Source organism: Galbibacter sp. (assembly GCF_048266365.1).
In the GTDB taxonomy this organism is placed as follows: domain Bacteria; phylum Bacteroidota; class Bacteroidia; order Flavobacteriales; family Flavobacteriaceae; genus Galbibacter.
In genome coordinates this window covers 183,603-206,232 of sequence record NZ_JBLWZP010000004.1, presented here as the reverse complement: position 1 = coordinate 206,232, position 22,630 = coordinate 183,603, and the positions used below count along the sequence as shown (strand labels likewise).

Sequence of the window (22,630 nt, the reverse complement as noted above, 5' to 3'; positions counted from 1 at the left end):
GATAGGTAATCAAGCTTCCACTGCTCTTAATATAGTTTTATTAAACACTTTTTCCTGTTTTAATATCTTAACACCAATTGGTAAATAATACAATTGTTTAAGATGTCCTGAAAGCCGAGTATAGTCTTTCTCAGTTGTTAGTATAAGATCGCAGCCCTTTAACTCAGCTAATTCATTAGCATTAAAATTATGATGGTCCGGATACTTTCGATGCGTAAAGCTCAGTTTTTGAGCGTTTAAGTAATCAACCAATGGCTCAGGTTTAGCAATCCCTGTGACTAAAGTTATATGATGAGACTTTAATTCACTTAATGCTTTAGTTTGGTGATGTCCAATTACATTTTTGTGGTATTCAATAGAGCTAAAAAACAGTTGTTGGTTGGCAGATAGTTTCAGCCGCGAGGCAATTTCCGCCATTTGGGCCGGACTCAAATCTGAAGGACATTTAGTAACCACTACAATATCGGCACGTTTAGCCTGAGACTTAGTATCTCTAAGATTACCAGCAGGCAACAATAAATCATCCACAAATAAATCACCATACATGGTTAGCAGTACATTAAAACCAGCTTGTACTCTACGATGTTGAAAACCATCATCAAGTAATATTACTTCAACTCCGTGTCCTGTATGTAGCTGTTCGATACCATGCCTTCGATCCTCATCAACGGCTACAGTAACTTTAGGCAACTTGCAATGGTATTGGAAGGGCTCATCCCCTAGACTACCAACAGTCGCATTTTCATCAGCCAATACAAAGCCCTTCGTCGCTCGTTTGTACCCTCGTGATAGAATTGCAGTCTTATAAGAATCCGCTAATAAATTTGCGATGTATTCCGTCATTGGAGTTTTTCCAGTCCCTCCAACACTAAGATTACCAATACAGATAACAGGAATAGTAAACCTCTTAGAGGTAAAGATCTGCCAATCGTAGCAAAAATTACGAATGTAGATAACCGCTCCGTAGAGCCAAGAAAAAGGAATGAGTAATTTTCGCCATCTTTGCATAAGATGCGAAATTAGAATATTTTATCTTTGAAAAAAAATGTACCTATGCGAATTAAAGATGTAATTTCTGCTATTGAAAAGATAGCTCCATTGGATTATGCTGAAGACTTCGATAATGTGGGACTGTTAATTGGTGACCAATCGACTCAAGTTACCGGCGTACTAGTTACTTTAGATACCTTGGAAAATGTAGTCGACGAGGCCATTGAAAAGAAATGTAATCTCATCGTTAGCTTCCACCCTATTGTCTTTAGTGGTCTAAAGAAAATTACAGGAAAGAATTATGTAGAGCGTGTGGTGATTAAAGCCATTCAAAACAACATTGCTATTTATGCCATGCATACGGCACTCGATAACAGCTTTGTCGGAGTGAATGCGAAAATCTGTGAAGTATTAGGATTGCAAAACCTTGAAGTACTGATCCCACAAAAGGCCACCATAAAAAAACTTATCACCTATGTCCCAACCTCAAATGCTGAAACCTTGCGGCAAGCTTTATTTGAAGTTGGTGGTGGATCAATCGGGAATTACGACAACTGTAGTTTTACTGTAGAAGGAACAGGCAGCTTTAAAGGCAACGAAAACTCGGATCCCGTGATTGGTCAAAGAGGAAGGACACACTACGAAAAAGAGAGCCAAATTAACATCACCTTCCCAAAACACCTTGAACGGCAAATTCTAACCACGCTAAAAAAGGTCCATCCATATGAAGAGGTAGCCTACGAAATGACTACCCTTGAAAACAACAACCAACACATAGGTATCGGGATGCTTGGAGAGCTTCCAAAAGCCCAAAAAGCAGAGGATTATTTAAAAACAATCAAACAACGCATGAACGTAGGGGTGATACGGCATTCAAAAATACTAGAGAAAGACATAAAAAAGGTAGCAGTGCTAGGAGGTAGTGGCGCCTTTGCAATTGAAAATGCAATTGCATCCGGTGCAGACCTTTACATCACCGCTGATGTCAAATATCACGAATTTTACAAGGCAGAAAACAAACTTATTATTGCAGATATAGGCCATTACGAAACAGAACAGTTCACAAAAAATCTTTTAGTTGACTTTCTTACAAAAAAATTCACTAATTTTGCAATCGTTTTATCAGTTTGTAATACAAACCCAGTCAAGTATTTATAAAGAATATGGCAAAAAAGACCGAAGTAACAGTTGAAGAGAAATTAAGAACCTTATACGACTTGCAATTGATTGATTCTCGCATTGACGAGATCCGAAATGTTCGTGGAGAATTACCTTTAGAAGTTGAGGATTTGGAAGATGAGGTAGAGGGCTTAAAAACCCGATTAGAAAAACTCAATGGAAATCTTGAAGAGATTACCGAAGAGATTGCTAATAAGAAAAACCTTATTGAAGAAGCAAAATCTTTGATTAAAAAATACGGCGACCAACAAAAGAATGTTAGAAATAACCGAGAATTTAATTCATTGACAAAAGAGGTTGAGTTCCAGGAACTCGAAATCGAATTGGCAGACAAGCACATTAAAGAATTCAAGGTTCAAATCGAGCAGAAGAAAGAAGTGATCGCTCAGACTAAAGAACGTTTATCAGAGCGCGATAATCACCTTAAACACAAAAAAGGTGAGCTTGATGATATCCTAAAAGAAACTGAGAAGGAAGAAAAAGCTTTAATCGACAAGAGCTTAGAATATGAGAATCTTATCGAATCAAGACTTTTATCAGCATACAAGAGAATTAGAGAAAATGTTAAAAACGGATTAGCTATCGTTCCTATCGAACGCGGAGCTTCTGGAGGTTCATTTTTCACTATTCCACCACAGGTTCAAATGGAAATTGCATCACGCAAAAAAATCATCACCGATGAACACAGTGGCAGAATTCTTGTTGATCCTGCTTTAGCGGATGAAGAAAAACAAAGAATGGAAGATATGTTTGCGGCGATTTAATTCGAGTACGCAAATAAATCCACTTTATAAAACAAAAAGTCTTGCATTGAGTTGTAAGACTTTTTGTTTTTTATGCTACTAAATCATCTGCATAATACCTAACAATCTGCGCTGATACGGTTATGATAAAGTTCGGATTGGGATTTCATATGCAATGGGGTATCCGAATTGCCTAACTCTAACGAATGTAGTTCCTGCACATGTTGCAATTGATCCAACTCAATCTGCGTCAGTCTTTGGAGGTCGTAAAAGAGTCCGTAATTCCTTTTTTTGTCATACACTACCCACTTCTTATCCATCAAGGTTTTACTAAAATATTTCCCCAACAATGGCAATACATCAAAGCTTGAATTTACCACCGCCACATTTACATCCGTTTTAGAATTGTCAAAAACAGTGGTATCCTTTAGACGTTGTACCTCGCGATCGACCATTTTTGCAACCTGGTGCACGCGTAACGCATAAACGTTAGAGTAATCGGTATGACTGAAGAATTCAGCGGAATACGCATATATAATATAACGTAATAGCGCATCCTCAGTTCCTTTTATCTCACTTAAGAAAACCTTATACAATTCATTAGCGGCATGCTTAGACACTTTTAGCTGTAAGGAATGCCAAACCTTCTTAGCTTTTAGGTTTGAAGTTGTTACAATTTTTCCTTCTGCAAACATCTCAGGAGCGTAGTGTTTAGGTTTTACCACACATACTTCCTTTAGGTTCTCATCAAAGACTTGATATACTGCAGTTAAAAATCCTGCAAAGCTTCCGTCGTAAATTAATATTGTTTTCATATCTCCTTTTTTATTGTGCTTTGTAAAGTAGGCCAACAAAGTTCTTTTTACAGTTTTTGGAAAATTTCCAATTTTCAACCCTTGGAATTTCATATCTTTACAAAGTTTTGAGTTGATTAATGTGTTTAACAATTCAAATATATGGAATTTTTCCAAATACAAGGAATATTTCCAAATATTTTTTATATTTACTTAAATTCACTGTAATTAGGCCATAAATGAAAAACGAACTTCCTATTGAAATAATTCGATTTAAAGAAATAAGAGAGGCTCATTCCCACACACAACAAAGTTTTGCTTCGCTACTTGGAATCAAAAACTCAACCGCAGATATCGAAAGAGGCAAATCAAAAATCTCTGGCAGTATTGTAGTTGAGCTTATGGATCAATTCAATATTAATCCATTATGGCTTTTTGGAAAAAGTGAACAGAAGATTCTTGAACTTCATGTAAACACCGCACCCAAGGTATTGACTGTAGATACAGAGAACAATGATAGTATGGTGTTGGTTAATGTGAAAGCTGCCGCCGGTTACCCATCTAATATTCAAGATCTAGATTGGTATGAGTCCTTACCGGCATTTCAAATCCCTTTACCTGAATTTAGAAATGCAACCTATAGAGGTTTCCAAGTCGAAGGAGACAGTATGCTACCTAGCCTACATCCTAAGGAATGGGTTTTAGGAAAGGCCGTAGAAAAACTGGACTATCTGACCAACCACAGTATTTGTGTAGTAGTGATGTCTGATAGCGTCCTTGTCAAAAAGGTACAAAAACACAGCAGTGACAATCAGCTCTCTTTAATTTCCTTAAATCCTGAATACCCTCCCCTTACTATCGACACGCATGCGATCCAGGAAATATGGGAAGTACAGAGTAAATTAAGTTTTGAAATTGACAACAACACAGAAAATGCTACTTTGGGCCAAATTCAACAATCAATAGCAGCCCTAAAAAATGAAATTAATCAATTGAAAAAGTAGATTACAACTTATAAGCTGCGCAAGCATAAAAAATAAATTGAAATAACGAAATTCCCAGATTATAAAATCACAAAGAGCGCCAAGTTTCGGCGCTCTCTAATTCAATCAAACAAACTAACTAAAATTTGGAACAATTTTGATGTGGATTTCAAAATTTGCATATTTCCGTTACACAAATATAGGCTCTTATTTCTAAAAAACCTCTATCAAATACCAAATTATTCGACAAACTACTTAATTTGTTTTGTTTTGTAGATCTTCAGTCAACTCATACCAAAGTTCAGTTTGCTTTTCTAGATGTACCTTTTTGCGATTGTATTTTTCAAAAAACTCCGATTCAGAATCCAAATTGGCGTGTTTTTTAGCCAATTCCTTTTCCAAAGATTCAAGATCTTGTTCCAAAGTTAAAATTTCACTTTCAATCTTACTTATTTTATTTTTCAAACCCTTGACCTCCTTCTGTTCTTCGAAGCTAAGTTGTTGCTTTTGTTTTTTAACCGCCACTGGTTTTGGATTTACTTCTGATTTTTTCTCAATAGCCCTAAAGTCGTCGACTTTGCGTTGTTCCAAATAGAAATCAATATCCCCCAAATACTCCTTTAGCACACCATCCCTAAACTCATATACCCTATCGGTAAGCCCCTGTAGAAAATCCCTATCGTGAGATACCAATATCAAGGTTCCTTTAAAGTTATTAAGCGCCTCTTTTAATACGTTCTTAGATTTAATATCCAAGTGGTTTGTTGGTTCATCCATCACTAGGACGTTAAAAGGGCGGAGGAGCATCTTACAAAGCGCAAGACGGTTTCGCTCACCTCCGGATAGCACCTTAACCTTTTTGTCCGCCTCGTCGCCTCTAAAGAGGAATGCTCCTAACATATCACGTACTTTCACCCTGTTAGAATCTGTTGCATCATCCAACATGGTATCCAATACCGTTTTTTCACCATCAAGGTATTCTGCTTGATTTTGAGCAAAGTATCCAAGCTGAACATTATGTCCTAGTTTTAAGTGTCCTTCATAATCAAGATCACCAACTATTATTTTAGCTAAGGTCGTCTTCCCTTGACCATTTTGACCTACAAATGCAATTTTGGAACTGCGCTCTACAGATAATTCAATATCCTTAAGGATCTCTTTTTCACCATAGCTTTTAGCGACATTCTCAGCCTCAATCACTACCCTACCTGGATTAACAGATACTGGAAAACGAACATTCATCACTGCATTATCTTCATCGTCTACCTCAATACGGTCTACCTTATCCAGTTTTTTAATCAGTGATTGTGCCATAGAAGCTTTAGAAGCCTTTGCTCTAAACTTCTCGATAAGTTTCTCCGTTTGTTGTATTTGCTTCTCCTGATTCTTTTGCGCATTCAGCTGCAAGGCTCTTATTTCTGCACGTAGCTCAAGATACTCCGAATACGGTTTGTTATAATCATAAGCCCTTCCTAAAGAAATCTCAATAGTTCTATTGGTAACATTATCCAGGAACATCTTATCGTGAGAAACAATCACAATCGCACCTGTGTATGCTTTTAAAAATTCTTCCAACCAAATAATGGATTCAATATCCAAGTGGTTGGTAGGCTCATCCAGCAGCAAAACATCATTGTCTTGAAGTAATAATTTTGCCAATTCGATACGCATTCTCCAACCTCCGGAAAAAGTATCCGTCAGCTTATCAAAATCAGCACGTTTAAAACCAAGTCCCAGAAGAATACGTTCAGTTTTTCCTTGATAATTGTATCCGCCAAGAATTTCATAACGATGGGTCAAATCACTCAAATCAATAATTAACTGATTATAGGATTCACTCTCATAATCTGTGCGTTCAGCTAATTGGGTATTAATAGTATCCAATTGCAATTCCATTGCGATGATTTCATCGAAAGCCTGATAGGCTTCTTCAAGGACTGTATTTCCTAAAACGAATTCGATGTCTTGTTTTAAAAATCCAATTCTAATGTTTTTGTCTGAAGAGATAACACCCCCATCAGGTTGCATTTCCTTAGACAGCATTTTGAGCATCGTAGATTTCCCAGCTCCATTTTTTCCAATCAGTCCAACACGGTCACCTGGGTTTAACCGAAATGAAATATCTTCAAATAAATATTCTCCACCGAAGGAAACTGAAAGTTGATGAATATTAAGCATAGTATTGAATTTAAAACTTTACAAATAATGCCTTAATTGGTATCTTTGTAAAAAATTTTTGCAAATGTTAAAAAAAGGAAGCAAACTATACAGCATTTTAACAGGAACTTGTCCTAAATGCAACGAAGGGAAGATGTATAGGAGTAAAAATGCGTATAATCCCACCGAAACTTTGAAAATGCATGAGAATTGTTCAACGTGCGGATTGAAATATCAAATCGAACCGTCCTTCTTTTACGGAGCGATGTATGTTAGTTATGGTGTTGGAATTGCCTTTGCCGTAGCAGCATTTGTAATCACCTATCTATTTATAGGTGCAGATCTAGATACATCATTCTTTGTCATTATCGGAACCTTAGTCGTTTTCATGCCCATTATAATGAGAATATCCAGAAACATATGGATTAACTTCTTTGTGCACTATAGTCCGACAGTTATAAAGAAGAACGAAGCTTAAATTTCTTAAGGAAACGTTCTATATTAATTTCTCTCTCTAAAGGCGTATTGTTTATAATGTGATCAAACAACAGCATCGATAGATAAGGTGCCAACATCACTCCCCTACTACCAAGTCCATTTAACACAAAAAGCCTGTCATATTTGGGATGTTTACCCAGTAACGGATGTCTGTCCGTCACTGTAGGACGTACCCCGGCAAGATGTTTGAGAACTTTATAGGGTCGCGTCATGAATGTCCTTAGTTTTTCCTCTAACTCATTCCTGCAGGCCTGGGTTGGTATATTGGTTTTATCCTTCCACTTATAGGTTGCTCCCACCTTGTATTTATCACCGCCAAGAGGAAGTAAGAAAACAGAAGCCTTTATAATCACATCTAATTCTAAACCTGGAACTTCAATTTCTAGAACTTCACCTTTTGTCCCAACAAGTGGCAAATAATCAAAATACGGATTGGAGTGCAATCCGAAACCTTCGCAGAAAACAATGTATTTAGCTTCTATATCTTTATACACCACTTTATCCTCTTGGATATCTAGCGAATCATAATCAAATCTTTCCTCCCTAAGTTGTTTGGTAGAACTAAGGTGTTCCAAATACTTTTGCTGTAGTAGGTTGGTATGAACCCAGCCTCCTTGTTTAACCTCCCCATAACCAAAATCAGCTTTAATCCCATCCAAAGAATCTTTGATAAGTGAGGTCGATAGAAATGGTTGCAGGTACGGCTTATCGGCAGCCTCAAACCAAGAATTTTGTTCCTCTACCGAAAAGAAGCGCCTGTATATGGATTGTGCATAATCTAATTTGACAGCCAATTTTTCCTCCAGCCCCTTGTAGAACGGATGGAGCATATCAAGTTGTTCTTGTGCCTTCCAAACCGAAGTATAACGCTTAAATATAACAGGATTATACATCCCCGCTGCGATATTAGAAGATTGTTGAGAATTATCATCAAATACTACATATGAGCAGTCGTTGCTCACCAATTGTTCACAGAAGGAGATACCTCCCAAGCCAGAACCCACTACTATAAAGTCTATCATTTTACAAAGTTAAAACTTTACAAAATACAAACCACGTCCAAGGACGTGGTTATAGTAATTTTTAGCGATATGTTTTGAATTGGAATCGAGCTCTTATTAATAGCTCCATACATCCTGCTCTTTATCACGGATGTTTTCTTTGATTCTTTTAGACTCCAACAGTTGGAACATCGCATTGTCAGGAATGTATTCCTTGATTGCTCTGTCTCCTTGCACATTTTCCTCTTTATAAATCACCGCGTTAAATCGACGAGCGTTCAACAATTGATCGAAAGAAATAGGTCTGGAAGAGTTATGATCATTAAAAGCTTTAGCTTCGTGCAATATATCTCTTGAACTTGGAAACCAAACCCAAAATAACTCAACTAGATCAGACTGCTCACTGTCGATAAAATTCACATCTGGAGCAACTGGAGCAATTCCTAAAAGACGGTATTTTAGTTCTCCTTGTCTTTTGTCAAAGTACCACACTCCTTTAATTCTATACTCCTGAATATCGGCTGCCGTTAAATTTCTTCGATTGACATACTCCGGGGAGACTTGTTCACCGGCATTCAATTGCTCGTATCCTAAATCTGTGGTGTCTACCTTTTGAAGTGTGGCTTCCAGATCACTGAATTTTCTTTTTTCAGTAAAATATGAATCCACATAAACATCCTCGATATTTCCATTTTTAATATTAGTCACCAAAACATGATAAAGCGATCTTCGTGCCTGACCTATTCCAATAGTGTCTATTGGATAGTAAAATGGAAAATTAATTCGTTCGTCCAAATCGATGCTCTCCCAAACGGTTTTTGACCAGAGAATATCACGGTCATCAACATAACCGTAAGGCAATGGCTCATCGTTATCTGCCTCGATTTGTGCATCAGTTTTCTTTCCTACCTGCTCTGGAGTTTTTGCATTGAGCAAATTCGCTTGCGCAAAACCAGCAGTTGAGAAAAGCGTGGCGGTTATTGTTAATACTAAAATGCTTTTCCAATTCATGTCGCTAATGGTTTATTAATTTGTTAGCTCAATTACAACCGGTGATACTTTTTTCAATTTGTATGACCTGTTATTGGTAATATAAGCTTCGATATCAAATATTTGGACAGACTCACCTCTACCCGCTCTACGCAGTGCAGACTTAGCTCTGTCGTTCAATTTATTTCCGCGAACCTCTACAGTAGGTTGACCTGGCACTTTAAATTTAAATCCGCTAATAGCTAGGTTTAAATCAAAATCAAAGTCCTCTAGCATCGCTCCAACGGTTGAAATTTCAAGATTTGTTCTAGGCATTTTAATTTCGCCGTATTCACCACGAACCGTACCTGAGGGTCTTGGGATGTCTTTAATTCTAAATTCTGAAGAAGAAGAAACACGTTGCCCATCTGGCAATGTTCCGCTTGCTGAAATAGTTACCGACCTACCAGTACCCGGGTTCATAGCATACTTGCTTCCAGAAACCTTTTTCAAGCCTGCTGCTGAAGCAGAAACCTTGTTATCAGGGATACCAGGAATTGAAATGGTTATTGGATTGGATACACCACGGTAAACCACATTCATCTTATCCGCTGAAATAACAGCTGCATTTGGTTTGGTAATGGTAGCAAACTTCTGTAATACCGGAACTTCGATATCTTCACCATCTTGTTTAAAGATAAGATTACCTTCAATAGTGTGATCTCCTGCAGTTCCCGCACTTATGGTAAGTTTAACCCTTCCGTCTTCGATTACAAAATCTTCGTTTTCTACTAATTCTCTACCGTCCAAGGTTAAATTCACCTCATTAGGACGTGTGGTAGCATCTTTTCTACCTAACACAATAGCACCATCAAATTTTTCACCTTGGTAGTAAGCGCTTTTTGGTTGCTCCAATAAGGTGGTATAATTTGTCATTGAAAGATCTGAAGCCATTTGACCTTGTAACATTGCTTTTAAGATCTCATCCTGTGTGGTTTTGATATCAGACTGCAATAAGGTTACTTTGGTAAGTGATGCCACTAATGGAAATCCTTCATAGTGATAATTCAACCATTTAACACCTGCGTTATCTCGGTTCAACACCTCACCATTTTCGTTACCGGTATTGAATCTTGCTTCAATCGCAGAAATTAAGGATTCTTTACGGTTAGTTCCCATAAGTGAATCAGGGATCTCAGTAATGGTACCTATGGTTGTAGTTCTATAGTCGTTGATATAATCGACGAATTTCTGACCTTCAGCAGTATATCTGCCGCCTACAAAAAAGGCTTGATCAAGAAATTGTGATTTATCCATAACCTCGTAATCCGTACGATCTTCCGGTGCAATCTCCACAACCATCTCAGCTTTTAAACTGTCGAGATAACTATTAAAACGCACTGAAGATTCCTTTACGGTTTCTACATTGTTAAACAATGTTTCGTATTTCTCAGGTTGCTCTGTCGATTTTAATTTCAAATCGTTGAAAGCTGCCAAGTTACGTTCTGTTGCCTTTTCGTTGATTCCCGTCAACTTTTCGTTCAACAGCCCGAAAGCCGATAAGACTTCTTTACTCATATTCAACGCCAGCATAGCGATGAAAACCAGATACATCAGGTTAATCATCTTCTGACGTGGTGATAAATTTCCTCCTGCCATGATTTAATCAGTTTTTGTGATTTTCAAATAAACTTTAAATAAAATGAGCTAAAATTAATTAGCCGTTTTATTCATAGCAGTTAACATTCCGCCGTAAACAGAGTTCAAGGAGCTCAAGTTAGAGGTTAGAGAACGCATTTCATCTTTTAATCTTCCAGCATTATTAGCTACTTCTTCTTGGATTGAGGCTTGTCTGTTAGCACTTTCCAGCTGTACTTTGTAAAGGCTGTTAAGTGATTCCATCTGAGCGGCAGCCAGAGAAAGTTCTTCGCTGTATTTTTTAGTTGAAGTCAATGCCTCAGCAGTAGGTGCAATTCCTTTAGCTGCGCCTTCGAAGTTGCGAATGCTATCACCTAAACTAGACATTAAAGAAGAATCTATTTTAGCTTCCTTCAACATATCGTCTAATTTTTTGGAAAGCTGCCCCTCAGCTTCTTTGATTTCTAACGCTTGGTTTTTACGAGCATTTCCAATGGCAACTCCCGTTGCAAGTTCCGGATACACAAGTGTCCAGTCTAAATCCTCATCAACAGGTTCAAATGCTGATATAGCAAAAATCACAGCCTCTGTAATTAATCCAATGGCTAGTAATACCGTTCCGTTTAGGGGACCAAACTCCCAGTGCGTTAGTTTAAACAATGCACCTATAATAACAATAGATGCTCCAAGCCCGTAGGCCATGGTAAACAATTTCTTAGATGATTTCGATTGTGCCATAGTAAATAATTTTTAAGTTAAGTTACGTTATTAAACAAGTAGAATTTGGATTCTTAATTTACGGTTGACTCAGTACCCATGTAGTCCTGAACCGTTCTAAAGCCTATATAACTTCTCGCAGAGTCTTGGTACTCGTAATCTCTAGTACTAACCTGTAAAAAGTAAGCTACATCCTTCCATGAACCTCCTCTAATAACTTTACGTTTGTTGTCGCCATCATAAGTATTAGGGTTCATTGTGGAAACATATTCGTACGAATTGGGGTCGTAAGAAGAATTTGTCCATTCAGAAACATTACCTGCCATATTGTACAGATTGTAGTCATTTGGATCATACGACTTTGCTTCTACCGTATAAAGAGCTTGGTCAGCTGCGTAATCCCCTCTTAATGGCTTGAAGTTCGCCATAAAACAACCACGATCATTTAATATGTATGGCCCCCCCCAAGGATAAGTCCCGGATTGGATGCCACCTCTAGCAGCATACTCCCATTCTGCTTCGGTAGGTAATCTAAACTGATTGACAAATTGCTTGCCATTTTCTTTTTGGTAATCATTCTTATATTTTGTTCTCCAAGCACAAAATGCTTTGGCTTGTTTCCATGTCACACCAACCACCGGATAATCGCTATAAGCTTCACTCCAGAAATAGTCGTTATGCATGGGTTCGTTATAAGAGTATGCGAAATCCTTTATCCAAACAGTTGTATCTGGATAAATACTAACTTCTTCGTGTTTGATAAAATCTAGACGCTCTCCTCCTCCTTTAGCTCTGGCTGCTGCTTGGATATCCATCCAATCGTATTGAAACATGAGTTTTTTCACATCAATGGTACGCTGACCATTATACGACTCCTTTGTGGATAAATACATACTATCCATAACCTCAGCGTAATATTCATCCGGATATTCAGAAACATCCCAGATTAAATCTACATCCTTATTCAGACTTCTACCTTCATAGCCGGTCTCTCCTGTACCTGCATAGTTAAACAGCATGTACTTATCGTACTCCGATAAATTGGAAGTATCCGCATCTTTAAATGCAAATTCACCGATACCGCCAGTCCCAGGAACCTCTCCAAGGTTATCTGCAAGTATGGCCAATTCGGTACGGACTATGGAGTCTTTTACCCACTCTACAAATTGTCTGTATTCACTATTGGTTATCTCTGTCTCGTCCATATAAAATGAACGAACAGTCACTGTTTTAGTTGGAGCATTGAGAACATCGGCCATGTCTTCATCAGACCTACCCATTATGAAGGCACCTCCAGGAACTAGAGACATCCCGTAGGGCTTTTCCGGATGCCATTTCTTCCCTTGAACACCAACTAATTCTCCTCTGTCATTAGAACCACAGCTGGTCAATAATAATGTAACAGATGCTAAAAGAAATAGCTTTTTCATATACAAAATTGAGGTTAAATTACATTCTTAGATTTAAGACGGTAAACCTATTTAATAAATTTTAAAAAAACAATAAACTCGTAATTTTTGTTGTCAAATGGCTCTAAAACACAGTCAATGCAATATATCCTGAGATTTTAGATTCATCAAACCAACATTTTCTTATATGCTTTCCACCACCTTTCAGGAATCATACCTTTACTGGCTTCCACATATTCACTGTGTGTGCAAGGTAATAACGTATGTCTTTTATATTTATTATCTAAATTTTCAATTTGTGGCACTTCTAACCACCATCTTCCGGAAATATTACTCTTAAAGAAGCAAAGTTCCATATCATCTAAAGGCACAATATACTTAGTGTAGTTTGCATTTGAGATAAACGGATAGTCCTTTTTTCTATAATTGTAACCTTCGATAAAATACCAAATAATCTGTGCACTTAATTGAGCGCATTGAGGCGTACGCTTAGTGTTAAACAACCCAAAAGCGGTTACTTTATCACTAATCCCGGCATAACGACTGATGGCGCAGATCTCGCGACCGTCAAATCCATTGGGATAAGTATTGGCTGCATAACCAAGTTCAGCCGCTTTCACTGAGGTGAGATCCACACTCACCAAATCAGTATCTCTAAAGACGGGTTCAACTACAGTGATGTCATTAATTACCTCCCCTAGTCTGTAGGCATCAAAGAAAAGTTTCTCAATTAGATCAATCTCCTCTTGGGCATTAAAATAGGTTTGATAACCGACAATACTACAGTTAAACAAGTTGTTAGGCTGCTCCATAATTATCTTACTCATAAAGGCATTAGAGGAGATCAGCTCATCATTAACACTCAGATCAAACTTACTGTCCACAGAGGTAAGATTCACCATTTGTTCCAAAGTATCATAGGCCCTATACATCGCAAAAGTCAAATCTTGACTCCCTCCAATGACAATAGGGACAATCCTCTTTTTTAATAATTCGGTTACGATTGAAGTAAGGGCAAAATAGGTGTCTTTTAGAGTTTCCCCGGGCTCAATATCACCTAGGTCTACCAAATTAGAAGGCCAATTGCCCTGGAAAAGTTGGTAAAATTCTTTTCGTATTGCGTTGAGGTCGATTCCTTGTTTATCAACTTCGCTTTCCGAACGAGTTTCCTTAACTCCAATGATCGCGAGGCGGACGCTGTTGTCTAAATCTGGTATCCCATCTGAATTGGTATGAATGCGAATACTATTCCCTAAGGCTTGTGAAGGTAAGACTTCTTTGTGTGCCAATACAGCATTTGAAACAGGGGTTAAGAATTCAACATTCATAGGTTAAAGATTACTTTTTTGCTTTAGATTTAGTCGTTGTTTTTTTAGTGGCTCTTTTTGATTTAGAAGCGGCCTTCTTCTTAGGGGCGCTTTTCTCAATCATTTCTTTGACCTGCTCTAAACTAAGTTTAGTAGCATCAATATCTTTAGATAATTCAATCTTAGTCTTCCCTTTAATGATATTGGAACGTCCCCATCTTGCTTTTTCTACTCGTATACCTTCCTCTTCCCAGTTGTGAATCACTTTCTCGCGCTCCTTCTGAAGCTTATCTTCAATCAAGGTTTCAATATCATCTTGAGACAAATTATCAAAATCGTACTTTTTATTCACATTGATAAATATTCCATCGTATTTGATAAATGGTCCAAATCGCCCTTTACCTTTAGTGACTTCTTTTTCCTTATACCAAGCAATCGGTGCGTCTGCTTTTTTCTTAAGTTCAATAAGCTCAACCGCACGATCAAAATTCACATCAAAGACATCTTCTCCCTGGTCTAGGGAAACAAAACTCTTTCCAAATCGCACATAAGGCCCGAATCGACCAACGTTCACCTGAACCTCTTCACCTTCGTATTCTCCTAGTGTTCTTGGAAGTTTAAATAAGGACAATGCCTCCTCAAATGTGATGGTATCAATGGATTGGTCAGGTAGTAAACTTGCAAAACGAGGTTTCTCTTCCTCTTCCACGGTTCCAATTTGAGCCATTGGTCCAAATCTTCCTAATCGAACACTTAATTGTCTTCCAGATTCAGGATCTTTTCCAAGTACACGTTCACCACTTTCTCGTTCCGCATTTTCCTCTACATGCAATACATTAGGATGGAAGTCCTTGTAGAAGGATGCGATCATCTTGGACCAATCTTCTTCACCTGAGGCAATATCATCAAAGCTTTGCTCTACTCTGGCGGTAAAGTTATAATCCAAGATGTTAGAGAAATGCATTACCAAGAAATCATTTACGATCATTCCAATATCGGTTGGCACGAGCTTACCTTTATCTGAACCCACAGTTTCTGTAAGCTCAGCTTCAGCAACATCATTATCAATAATACTGTACTGAAGGTATTTTCGCTCTACACCATCTATTGTACCACGCTCTACGTAACCTCTATTTTGAATAGTGGAAATTGTAGGGGCATAAGTAGACGGTCTACCAATACCGAGTTCTTCAAGTTTTTTCACCAATGAAGCTTCCGTATAACGATATGGTGGTCTTGTAAATCGTTGGGTCGCCGTGATATTTTGTTCAAACACCTGCTCATCGAGTTTTAAGGTCGGCAACATTCCGGCTTGATCCTCATCCTCCTCATCCGTACCTTCTAAATACACTTTGAGAAAACCTTCAAATTTCAACACCTCACCATTAGCTATAAAGAGCTCATTGTGTTTATCCGCTTTAATCTTCACATTGGTACGTTCCAAAATCGCATCACTCATTTGTGAAGCCAAGGTACGTTTCCATATTAAGTCATATAAACGTGCCTGATCTCTGTCGATCTGAACACTATGACGACTCATATCAGTTGGACGAACGGCCTCGTGAGCCTCTTGGGCACCTTTAGACTTTTTGGTGTAATTTCTCGATTTTGAAAACTTCTCCCCAAAGGACCTAATGATTTCCTCTTTGGCCGCATTTACCGCCTCAGGCGATAAATTGACGCTATCGGTTCTCATATATGTAATCAGACCAGCCTCGTATAGACGTTGTGCTACAGTCATGGTTTTAGACACAGAAAAATACAATTTCCGTGACGCTTCCTGTTGCAGGGTTGATGTTGTAAATGGAGCTGCGGGACTCTTTTTGGCTGGCTTGGTATCCAAGTCAGCAATATGAAATGTAGTCCCTATATTTTTTTCCAGAAACTTCTTAGCTTCGTCTTTGCTATTAAAGTTGGTATTCAGTTTCGCTTTAAAAAGCTTCCCTTCACTATTTTTAAATTCGGCAGCTACTCTAAATGAAGCCTCCGGTTCAAATTCTTTAATCTCACGTTCGCGCTCTACAATAAGACGCACCGATACGGATTGAACTCTACCTGCAGAAAGACCGGTTTTAATCTTCTTCCACAACACGGGAGATAACTCATACCCCACTAGGCGATCCAATACCCGTCGTGCTTGCTGCGCATTGACAAGGTTGTAATCTATACTTCTGGGATTTTCAATAGCCTTCTGAATAGCACTTTTTGTAATGGAGTTAAATACAATTCGTTTGGTATTGTCCTTATTCAGTTTAAGTGTTTCCGCCAAATGCCAAGCAATTGCCTCCCCTTCTCGGTCCTCATCACTCGCTAACCAAACAGTCTCAGCGTTCTTAACAAGTTCCTTAAGCTTTTTTACAACAGCTTTTTTATCGGAGGATACAATATATTTCGGTTTAAAACCTTTCTCCACATCCACGCCCATCTCTCTGGCAGGAAGATCTGATATATGTCCAAAACTGGAAGCTACCTTGTAATCCTTACCGAGAAATTTCTCAATTGTTTTTGCTTTTGCAGGTGACTCTACAATAACCAAATTCTTTGCCATACACCAAATTTTAAGATTACAAAAGTATATAGAATTTTTAATTTGCCATACCTAGAGATGCTCAAAGGCTTTAAAACTCTTTCAAAGCCCCTGTATTAGGCATAAAATTTTTCTATATCTTCCTATATTATAAACATTTAAATCTCGGAAGTCTCAACTTGAGAAATTTTATCCAATTCCTCAAAACCCACTGCTTGTTTATATACTAGGTAGTTGGGTAGATAGACGAAGGAAGCGGTAAGAAATATACCGATTCCGCATAACAACAACCCTACCAGCTGAGACAAAAAATAGGCGACAATACTCAATCCGAAGAGCAATAGCCACTTTTTATTCCCTAGTTTAAAGGCAGCCTTTACAATTTCTAAAGCTTTAAGTTCAGGGTTAAAAGCAAGCACAACAGGAATGAGCCCCAAAGGGACAGCAACATATATTATCGGAAAAAAACAAAGTATTACCGCTAACAGTGTTATACCATATGTAATTAATGAAATCAAAAACAACTTACTTAATTGATCTTTCTTCAGAAACATAAATAAATTTGCCTCTTGACCGAGTACTCCCAGGTCTTTATCTCTTACAACTCTGTAAAACCCGGAAGTAAGCCCTATGGTAACGGTTTGCACCAAGGCCAAAACCGGAAGAAAAAGCAATCCGAAAGTCACCATATACCAAGGTGATAAATTTCCTGCTTGAATATCGTACTCTGAAACTCCACTGGCCGAAGCTATTATAATCGGCATATAAAGAATTATTAATGCCGGAAAGATTAAAACAATGTTTAATAGCAGGAAAACAACACCCTGCCCCCAGGTTTTTTTAAATAAATTGATGGAATCTCCAAATATGTTTCCGAAATCCAGCTCCGGAGCAACAGTAATTCTGTTGTATAATTTTATCAAGTTCATTTTAATTGATGATTGGTTACAGAAGCAAACCTACAAAAAAACATCTAATAACAAATGCGGGGATTTAACACCTATTAGATATTTCATACTCAGCCGCATTCACCTTGTTAACTAAAAACAAACTATTTTTTAATAAGATAATTATTATTGATTTTCAATTAGAGAAACTTCGTTGGCTTAAGTGTCTACGCTCTTAGGAAGCGTGACTACATATTGTTTTTTTAAGGTAAACGATTCATCACCCAATTGGATTTTATCTCTGGAAAAGTATAATGAAGTCGGATTTGAATCCCGTAATCTTATCATCTTAACGAGTTTTGATTTAGATTCTTACACCCATCGAGGATGAAAAAGATGAGAAAAATCAGTAGATTCCCTGCACTAAAAACTCGCACAATTTAAGCGACAAGGACTATGGATAAAATGACCTTTCCAATGGTATCTTTTCAAGATACACATATTTGTTAAATATCCCTATATCAATCTCACAGGCTCCACATTCACGCCTAACAATTAGTTAGATCACAACTATTATGGGGAGACGACTAGCTTTCTAAAATTAATATGTCAATATGTCACTACTTTATTTTAAATTGTATCTTTGCGCAGCAATTCAATTTTATCAGTGAATAATGGAGAAGATAATTGACGAAAATCAGCAAGGAAATAGTTTAGTTTTAGAACAAAACAAAAACAATAACCGTAAGCTATATATAGAGAGTTATGGCTGTCAGATGAATTTTGCTGATAGTGAAATAGTTGCATCCATATTAGCAAAGGAGGGATTTAACACCACTCAGAGCATGGAAGATGCTGACCTTGTATTAGTGAACACCTGTTCCATCAGAGACAAGGCAGAGCAGACGATTAGAAAACGTCTTGAAAAATTTAATGCGGTTAAGAGAATTAACCCAAAAATGAAAGTTGGGGTATTAGGCTGTATGGCTGAACGCTTAAAAGACAAATTCTTAGAGGAGGAGAAAATCGTTGACATGGTCGTTGGTCCGGATGCCTATAAAGATCTCCCAAATTTGGTTCAAGAGATCGATGAGGGACGTGAGGCAGTTAATGTCTTATTATCCAAAGAAGAAACCTATGGAGACATTGCTCCAGTTCGTTTAAACTCCAATGGTGTTAGTGCATTCGTATCCATTACACGGGGTTGCGATAATATGTGTACCTTTTGCGTAGTTCCTTTCACAAGAGGTCGGGAACGAAGCCGAGATCCACAGTCTATTTTAGGCGAAGTAAACGATTTATGGAGTCGTGGATTTAAAGAAATTATCCTTTTAGGACAAAATGTGGATAGTTACCTCTGGTATGGAGGAGGTCTTAAAAAAGATTTTGACAAGGCAACTGACATTCAAAAAGCAACCGCTGTAAGCTTTGCAAATTTACTTGAACTAGTTGCAGAAGCACAACCAAAGTTGAGAATTCGGTTTTCCACTTCGAATCCTCAGGATTTGACAGTGGATGTGATACACACCATGGCAGCTCATAAAAATATATGTAATCATATTCACCTACCAGTCCAAAGTGGAAGTGATTCCATTTTAAAGGCAATGAATCGTCTACACACCAGAGCTGAGTATTTTGAATTGATTGATAACATCAGAAAGATTCTTCCGCAATGTGCTATCTCTCAAGACATGATTACTGGGTTCCCGACAGAAACCGAAGAGGATCATCAGCAAACCCTTTCTCTAATGGAGTATGTGAAATATGATTTTGGTTTTATGTTCGCTTATTCAGAACGTCCGGGAACATTAGCGGAACGAAAAATGGAAGATGACGTTCCAGAAGAAGTCAAAAAACGTCGCCTTACAGAAATCATAAATCTTCAGCGAAAACACTCCCATTATAGGACACAACAACATCTTGGAAAAACGGAGGAGGTTTTAATTGAAGGTTCTTCTAAAAAATCAGACGAACACTGGATGGGAAGAAATTCTCAAAACACAGTGGTTGTTTTTCCTAAAGAACATTATCAAGTTGGTGAATTTGTCAACGTAAAGATTCTCGATTGTACTACTGCGACTCTAATAGGAGAAGCTATAGGCTATTCAGATAATAATTAATTTCACCAAAAATGAACCTCATGGAAAATGTCCAGGCCATAAAACAACGATTTAGTATCATTGGTAATGATGTGAAACTAAACCGTGCCATTGAAAAAGCAATTCAAGTGGCACCGACCGATATTTCTGTGTTAGTAACTGGTGAAAGTGGTGTTGGAAAAGAAGCACTACCTAAAATAATTCACGGTTTATCACATCGTAAACACGGAAAATATATCGCAGTTAACTGCGGAGCTATCCCGGAAGGAACGATTGATTCTGAACTTTTCGGACACGAAAAAGGCGCCTTTACCGGAGCTACTCAAACACGTAGTGGTTATTTTGAAGAGGCTGATGGCGGCACCATCTTCTTAGATGAAGTTGGTGAACTTCCATTAACCACTCAAGTTCGATTACTTCGGGTATTGGAAAATGGAGAATTTTTAAAAGTAGGATCCTCAAAGGTTCAAAAAACCGACGTTAGAATTGTTGCCGCTACGAACATCAATATGTTCGAGGCCATAGAAAAAGAAAAGTTTAGAGAAGATCTCTATTATCGATTAAGCACTGTGGAGATTTTTCTTCCTCCACTACGCAATCGTAAAGAAGACATCCATTTGTTGTTCCGTAAATTCGCATCTGATTTTGCGCAAAAATACAAGATGCCTACCATACGATTGAAAGACGATGCTGTTGAACTTCTTAAAAAATACCGTTGGTCAGGGAATGTTCGCCAACTTAGAAACGTGGCAGAACAAATCTCTGTCTTGGAGCAAAACCGAACAATTACAATAGATACGCTAAGGGGTTATCTTCCTGACATGGGTAGTAATCTCCCAGCTGTTATAAAGAGTAAATCTTCAGAAAGTGACTTTAGTAGCGAGCGCGAAATTTTATACAAATTTCTCTTCGATATGAAAGGAGACTTAAACGACTTGAAAAAGTTGACTATGGAGCTGATGAAAAACGGTAGTGATCGCCAGAAGGTTCAACAAGAAAACAAAACCTTGATCAATAAGATCTATGGAGATGAGAGCGAAGTGGATTATGAACAAGCCGAAGATGAAGATACTCCAGTGGAAATTCTAGAGATAGAGCAACAAAAAGATCTTTCGCCCATGACAACCATTCCCGCGGCCATAGAAGACAAATATCACTTTGCTGAAGATATTCAAGAAGAAGAAACACTATCCTTGCATGATAAGGAGCTTGAATTAATTAAAAAAGCATTGGAACGCAACAAGGGAAAACGAAAAGCTGCTGCAGGTGAGTTAGGGATTTCTGAGCGTACCCTTTACAGAAAAATAAAACAATACGATTTATGAGGCGTTATAGCATTCTTTTGAAAAATAGTTTAGTACTTTTGGTCAGTAGCTTGCTACTTTGGGGTTGTGGACCATACTCCTTTACTGGTGTCAACACCACAGCAGAGAGCTTTCAGGTAAACTTCTTTAGAAATGAAGCACCTATTGTAGAACCTGGTATGGATTATGACTTTACTAATGCCTTACAGGATTTAATTGTAAATCAAACCAATTTACAACTGGTCACCAGAAATGCGGACCTTATCTATGAAGGTGAGATTGTAGATTATCGGGTTTCTCCGATGTCTGCTACGGCTGATCAAAGAGCTGCACAAAACAGACTGACAGTTACGATAAATGTTCGTTTCTTTAACGCCGATGATCCTGAAAAAGATTTTGAACAACGCTTTTCTTTCTTTTACGACTATCCAGCCACAGCGCAGTTAGTTACAGTACGAAGTGCCGCACAGGATGTGATATTTGAGCGAATTACTCAAGATATATTTAATGAAACTCTTGCTGATTGGTAATACCATATGAATATTTCAGATTTTTCAAACTTACTTAGAAAACCTGAGAATCTATCCCGGGAGAATGTCGATGCATTGCAAAAGGTGATCGATACATTTCCCTATTTTCAATCCGCACGAGCAGTATACCTTAAAGCTTTAAAACAGGAAGGTAGTTATAAATATAATGGTGCGTTAAAACAAACGGCTGCTTATACTGCTGACAGATCCATACTTTTTGAGTTTATTACCTCAGAAGAATTTAAGCAGCATACCGTTGCTAAAAAAATAGCAACGCACATCGCCAATGAACAGCTCTACCCTATTGAGGTCATTGCAGAGGAACTAATCATTCGAGGTGACAAGACCGCTTTTGACTTTAACCAGGTGGATGCTGAGGCTGTAATGGATCCGGAATTATTTCAGCCTAAAACAACGCCTCAAAGCACAGATGAAGAAGAGCCTAAAGATGAAACCAAAAGTCCAAGCGAAACTTTAGAAATCGGCAAACCTTTAGATTTTAATGCTACTGAACCCCGTTCTTTCGTGGAATGGCTCCAATTATCTTCTGCTCCAAAGCCAATTGTTCGAAAAAAAGAAGATTTGCCAAGTCCTAATAAAAAAAATCAACCGTCAGCAATAGAGCAAAAATTAAAATTAATCGATCGCTTTATCGAGAACAATCCCAAGATTCCGCCGGTAGGAAACACTACACAAAGCAAAGGAAATTTAGCAAAAACGGTGATGGTAGAAAAAAGTGAATTGATGACCGAGACCCTAGCTCGTGTATACTTGGAACAAAAAAAATATAAAAAAGCAATACAAGCTTATAAAATTTTAAGTTTGAAATATCCAGAAAAAAGTGGTTTCTTTGCAGACCAAATTAAAGCAGTAACGAAATTAAAAGACAATAATTAAA

Annotated in this window: 20 protein-coding genes; 8 read left to right on the top strand and 12 right to left on the bottom strand. The window is 37.9% G+C overall.

Going from position 1 to position 22,630, the window contains the following annotated elements; all coding sequences use genetic code 11:
- Positions 1–9: 9 nt before the first annotated feature.
- Complete coding sequence (gene lpxK / locus ACN0TV_RS08110) at positions 10–1,008, bottom strand: tetraacyldisaccharide 4'-kinase (protein ID WP_417361880.1); 999 nt, start codon at positions 1,006–1,008, stop codon at positions 10–12.
- Positions 1,009–1,053: 45 nt separating this feature from the next.
- On the opposite strand from lpxK, the gene ACN0TV_RS08105 reads away from it, so the two are divergent.
- Positions 1,054–2,148 carry a Nif3-like dinuclear metal center hexameric protein gene (locus ACN0TV_RS08105; protein WP_417361878.1) on the top strand — a complete coding sequence of 365 codons (1,095 nt, stop codon included), beginning with the start codon at positions 1,054–1,056 and terminating at the stop codon, positions 2,146–2,148.
- Positions 2,149–2,153: 5 nt separating this feature from the next.
- Positions 2,154–2,933 carry a zinc ribbon domain-containing protein gene (locus ACN0TV_RS08100; protein ID WP_417361876.1) on the top strand — a complete coding sequence of 260 codons (780 nt, stop codon included), beginning with the start codon at positions 2,154–2,156 and terminating at the stop codon, positions 2,931–2,933.
- 98 nt (positions 2,934–3,031) lie between these two features.
- Here ACN0TV_RS08100 and ACN0TV_RS08095 read toward each other — a convergent pair whose 3' ends face one another.
- On the bottom strand, positions 3,032–3,727 hold the full coding sequence (locus ACN0TV_RS08095; protein WP_417361874.1) for a TIGR03915 family putative DNA repair protein: 696 nt from the start codon (positions 3,725–3,727) through the stop codon (positions 3,032–3,034).
- Between the two features lie 218 nt (positions 3,728–3,945).
- On the opposite strand from ACN0TV_RS08095, the gene ACN0TV_RS08090 reads away from it, so the two are divergent.
- Positions 3,946–4,710 (top strand): XRE family transcriptional regulator, encoded by a 765-nt coding sequence (locus ACN0TV_RS08090; RefSeq protein WP_417361872.1) that lies wholly within the window; start codon positions 3,946–3,948, stop codon positions 4,708–4,710.
- Between the two features lie 234 nt (positions 4,711–4,944).
- Here ACN0TV_RS08090 and ACN0TV_RS08085 read toward each other — a convergent pair whose 3' ends face one another.
- Positions 4,945–6,867 (bottom strand): ABC-F family ATP-binding cassette domain-containing protein, encoded by a 1,923-nt coding sequence (locus ACN0TV_RS08085; protein WP_417361870.1) that lies wholly within the window; start codon positions 6,865–6,867, stop codon positions 4,945–4,947.
- 64 nt (positions 6,868–6,931) lie between these two features.
- On the opposite strand from ACN0TV_RS08085, the gene ACN0TV_RS08080 reads away from it, so the two are divergent.
- Positions 6,932–7,324, top strand: a complete 393-nt coding sequence (locus tag ACN0TV_RS08080; RefSeq protein ID WP_417361868.1) for a DUF983 domain-containing protein — start codon at positions 6,932–6,934, stop codon at positions 7,322–7,324.
- Here the strand turns inward: ACN0TV_RS08080 and ACN0TV_RS08075 are convergent.
- The 9 genes from ACN0TV_RS08075 to ACN0TV_RS08035 all read right to left on the bottom strand — a co-directional run bounded on the left by ACN0TV_RS08075 (position 7,302) and on the right by ACN0TV_RS08035 (position 18,147).
- Positions 7,302–8,366: an NAD(P)/FAD-dependent oxidoreductase gene (locus tag ACN0TV_RS08075; RefSeq protein WP_417361866.1), complete on the bottom strand. Its 1,065-nt coding sequence runs from the start codon at positions 8,364–8,366 to the stop codon at positions 7,302–7,304. The genes ACN0TV_RS08080 and ACN0TV_RS08075 overlap by 23 nt on opposite strands.
- Positions 8,367–8,462: 96 nt before the next feature.
- Positions 8,463–9,356, bottom strand: a complete 894-nt coding sequence (gene gldN, locus ACN0TV_RS08070) for a gliding motility protein GldN (protein ID WP_417361864.1) — start codon at positions 9,354–9,356, stop codon at positions 8,463–8,465.
- Positions 9,357–9,371: 15 nt separating this feature from the next.
- Positions 9,372–10,973, bottom strand: coding sequence for a gliding motility protein GldM (gldM, locus tag ACN0TV_RS08065; protein WP_417361862.1), 1,602 nt, complete (start codon positions 10,971–10,973; stop codon positions 9,372–9,374).
- A gap of 54 nt (positions 10,974–11,027) precedes the next feature.
- Positions 11,028–11,690: a gliding motility protein GldL gene (gene gldL, locus ACN0TV_RS08060; protein WP_417361860.1), complete on the bottom strand. Its 663-nt coding sequence runs from the start codon at positions 11,688–11,690 to the stop codon at positions 11,028–11,030.
- Positions 11,691–11,743: 53 nt separating this feature from the next.
- Positions 11,744–13,099: a gliding motility lipoprotein GldK gene (gene gldK / locus ACN0TV_RS08055; RefSeq protein WP_417361858.1), complete on the bottom strand. Its 1,356-nt coding sequence runs from the start codon at positions 13,097–13,099 to the stop codon at positions 11,744–11,746.
- Positions 13,100–13,245: 146 nt separating this feature from the next.
- Positions 13,246–14,406, bottom strand: a complete 1,161-nt coding sequence (locus tag ACN0TV_RS08050; RefSeq protein WP_417361856.1) for a formimidoylglutamase — start codon at positions 14,404–14,406, stop codon at positions 13,246–13,248.
- 10 nt (positions 14,407–14,416) lie between these two features.
- Entirely contained in the window at positions 14,417–16,933 is a 2,517-nt protein-coding gene (gene topA / locus ACN0TV_RS08045) for a type I DNA topoisomerase (protein ID WP_417361854.1), read from the bottom strand.
- A 137-nt stretch (positions 16,934–17,070) separates the two neighbouring features.
- Positions 17,071–17,841 (bottom strand): hypothetical protein, encoded by a 771-nt coding sequence (locus tag ACN0TV_RS08040; protein ID WP_417361852.1) that lies wholly within the window; start codon positions 17,839–17,841, stop codon positions 17,071–17,073.
- Between the two features lie 177 nt (positions 17,842–18,018).
- Entirely contained in the window at positions 18,019–18,147 is a 129-nt protein-coding gene (locus tag ACN0TV_RS08035) for a hypothetical protein (protein ID WP_417361851.1), read from the bottom strand.
- 326 nt (positions 18,148–18,473) lie between these two features.
- Here ACN0TV_RS08035 and miaB point away from each other — a divergent pair, with 326 nt between their 5' ends.
- From miaB to ACN0TV_RS08015, 4 genes are read left to right on the top strand one after another with little or no spacing between them, the layout of a single operon-like run.
- Complete coding sequence (miaB, locus tag ACN0TV_RS08030) at positions 18,474–19,919, top strand: tRNA (N6-isopentenyl adenosine(37)-C2)-methylthiotransferase MiaB (protein ID WP_417361849.1); 1,446 nt, start codon at positions 18,474–18,476, stop codon at positions 19,917–19,919.
- A 20-nt stretch (positions 19,920–19,939) separates the two neighbouring features.
- Positions 19,940–21,223 (top strand): sigma-54 interaction domain-containing protein, encoded by a 1,284-nt coding sequence (locus ACN0TV_RS08025; RefSeq protein WP_417361847.1) that lies wholly within the window; start codon positions 19,940–19,942, stop codon positions 21,221–21,223.
- A gap of 17 nt (positions 21,224–21,240) precedes the next feature.
- Complete coding sequence (locus tag ACN0TV_RS08020) at positions 21,241–21,732, top strand: LptE family protein (protein ID WP_417362211.1); 492 nt, start codon at positions 21,241–21,243, stop codon at positions 21,730–21,732.
- A gap of 6 nt (positions 21,733–21,738) precedes the next feature.
- Entirely contained in the window at positions 21,739–22,629 is an 891-nt protein-coding gene (locus tag ACN0TV_RS08015) for a hypothetical protein (RefSeq protein ID WP_417361846.1), read from the top strand.
- Position 22,630: the final 1 nt, after the last annotated feature.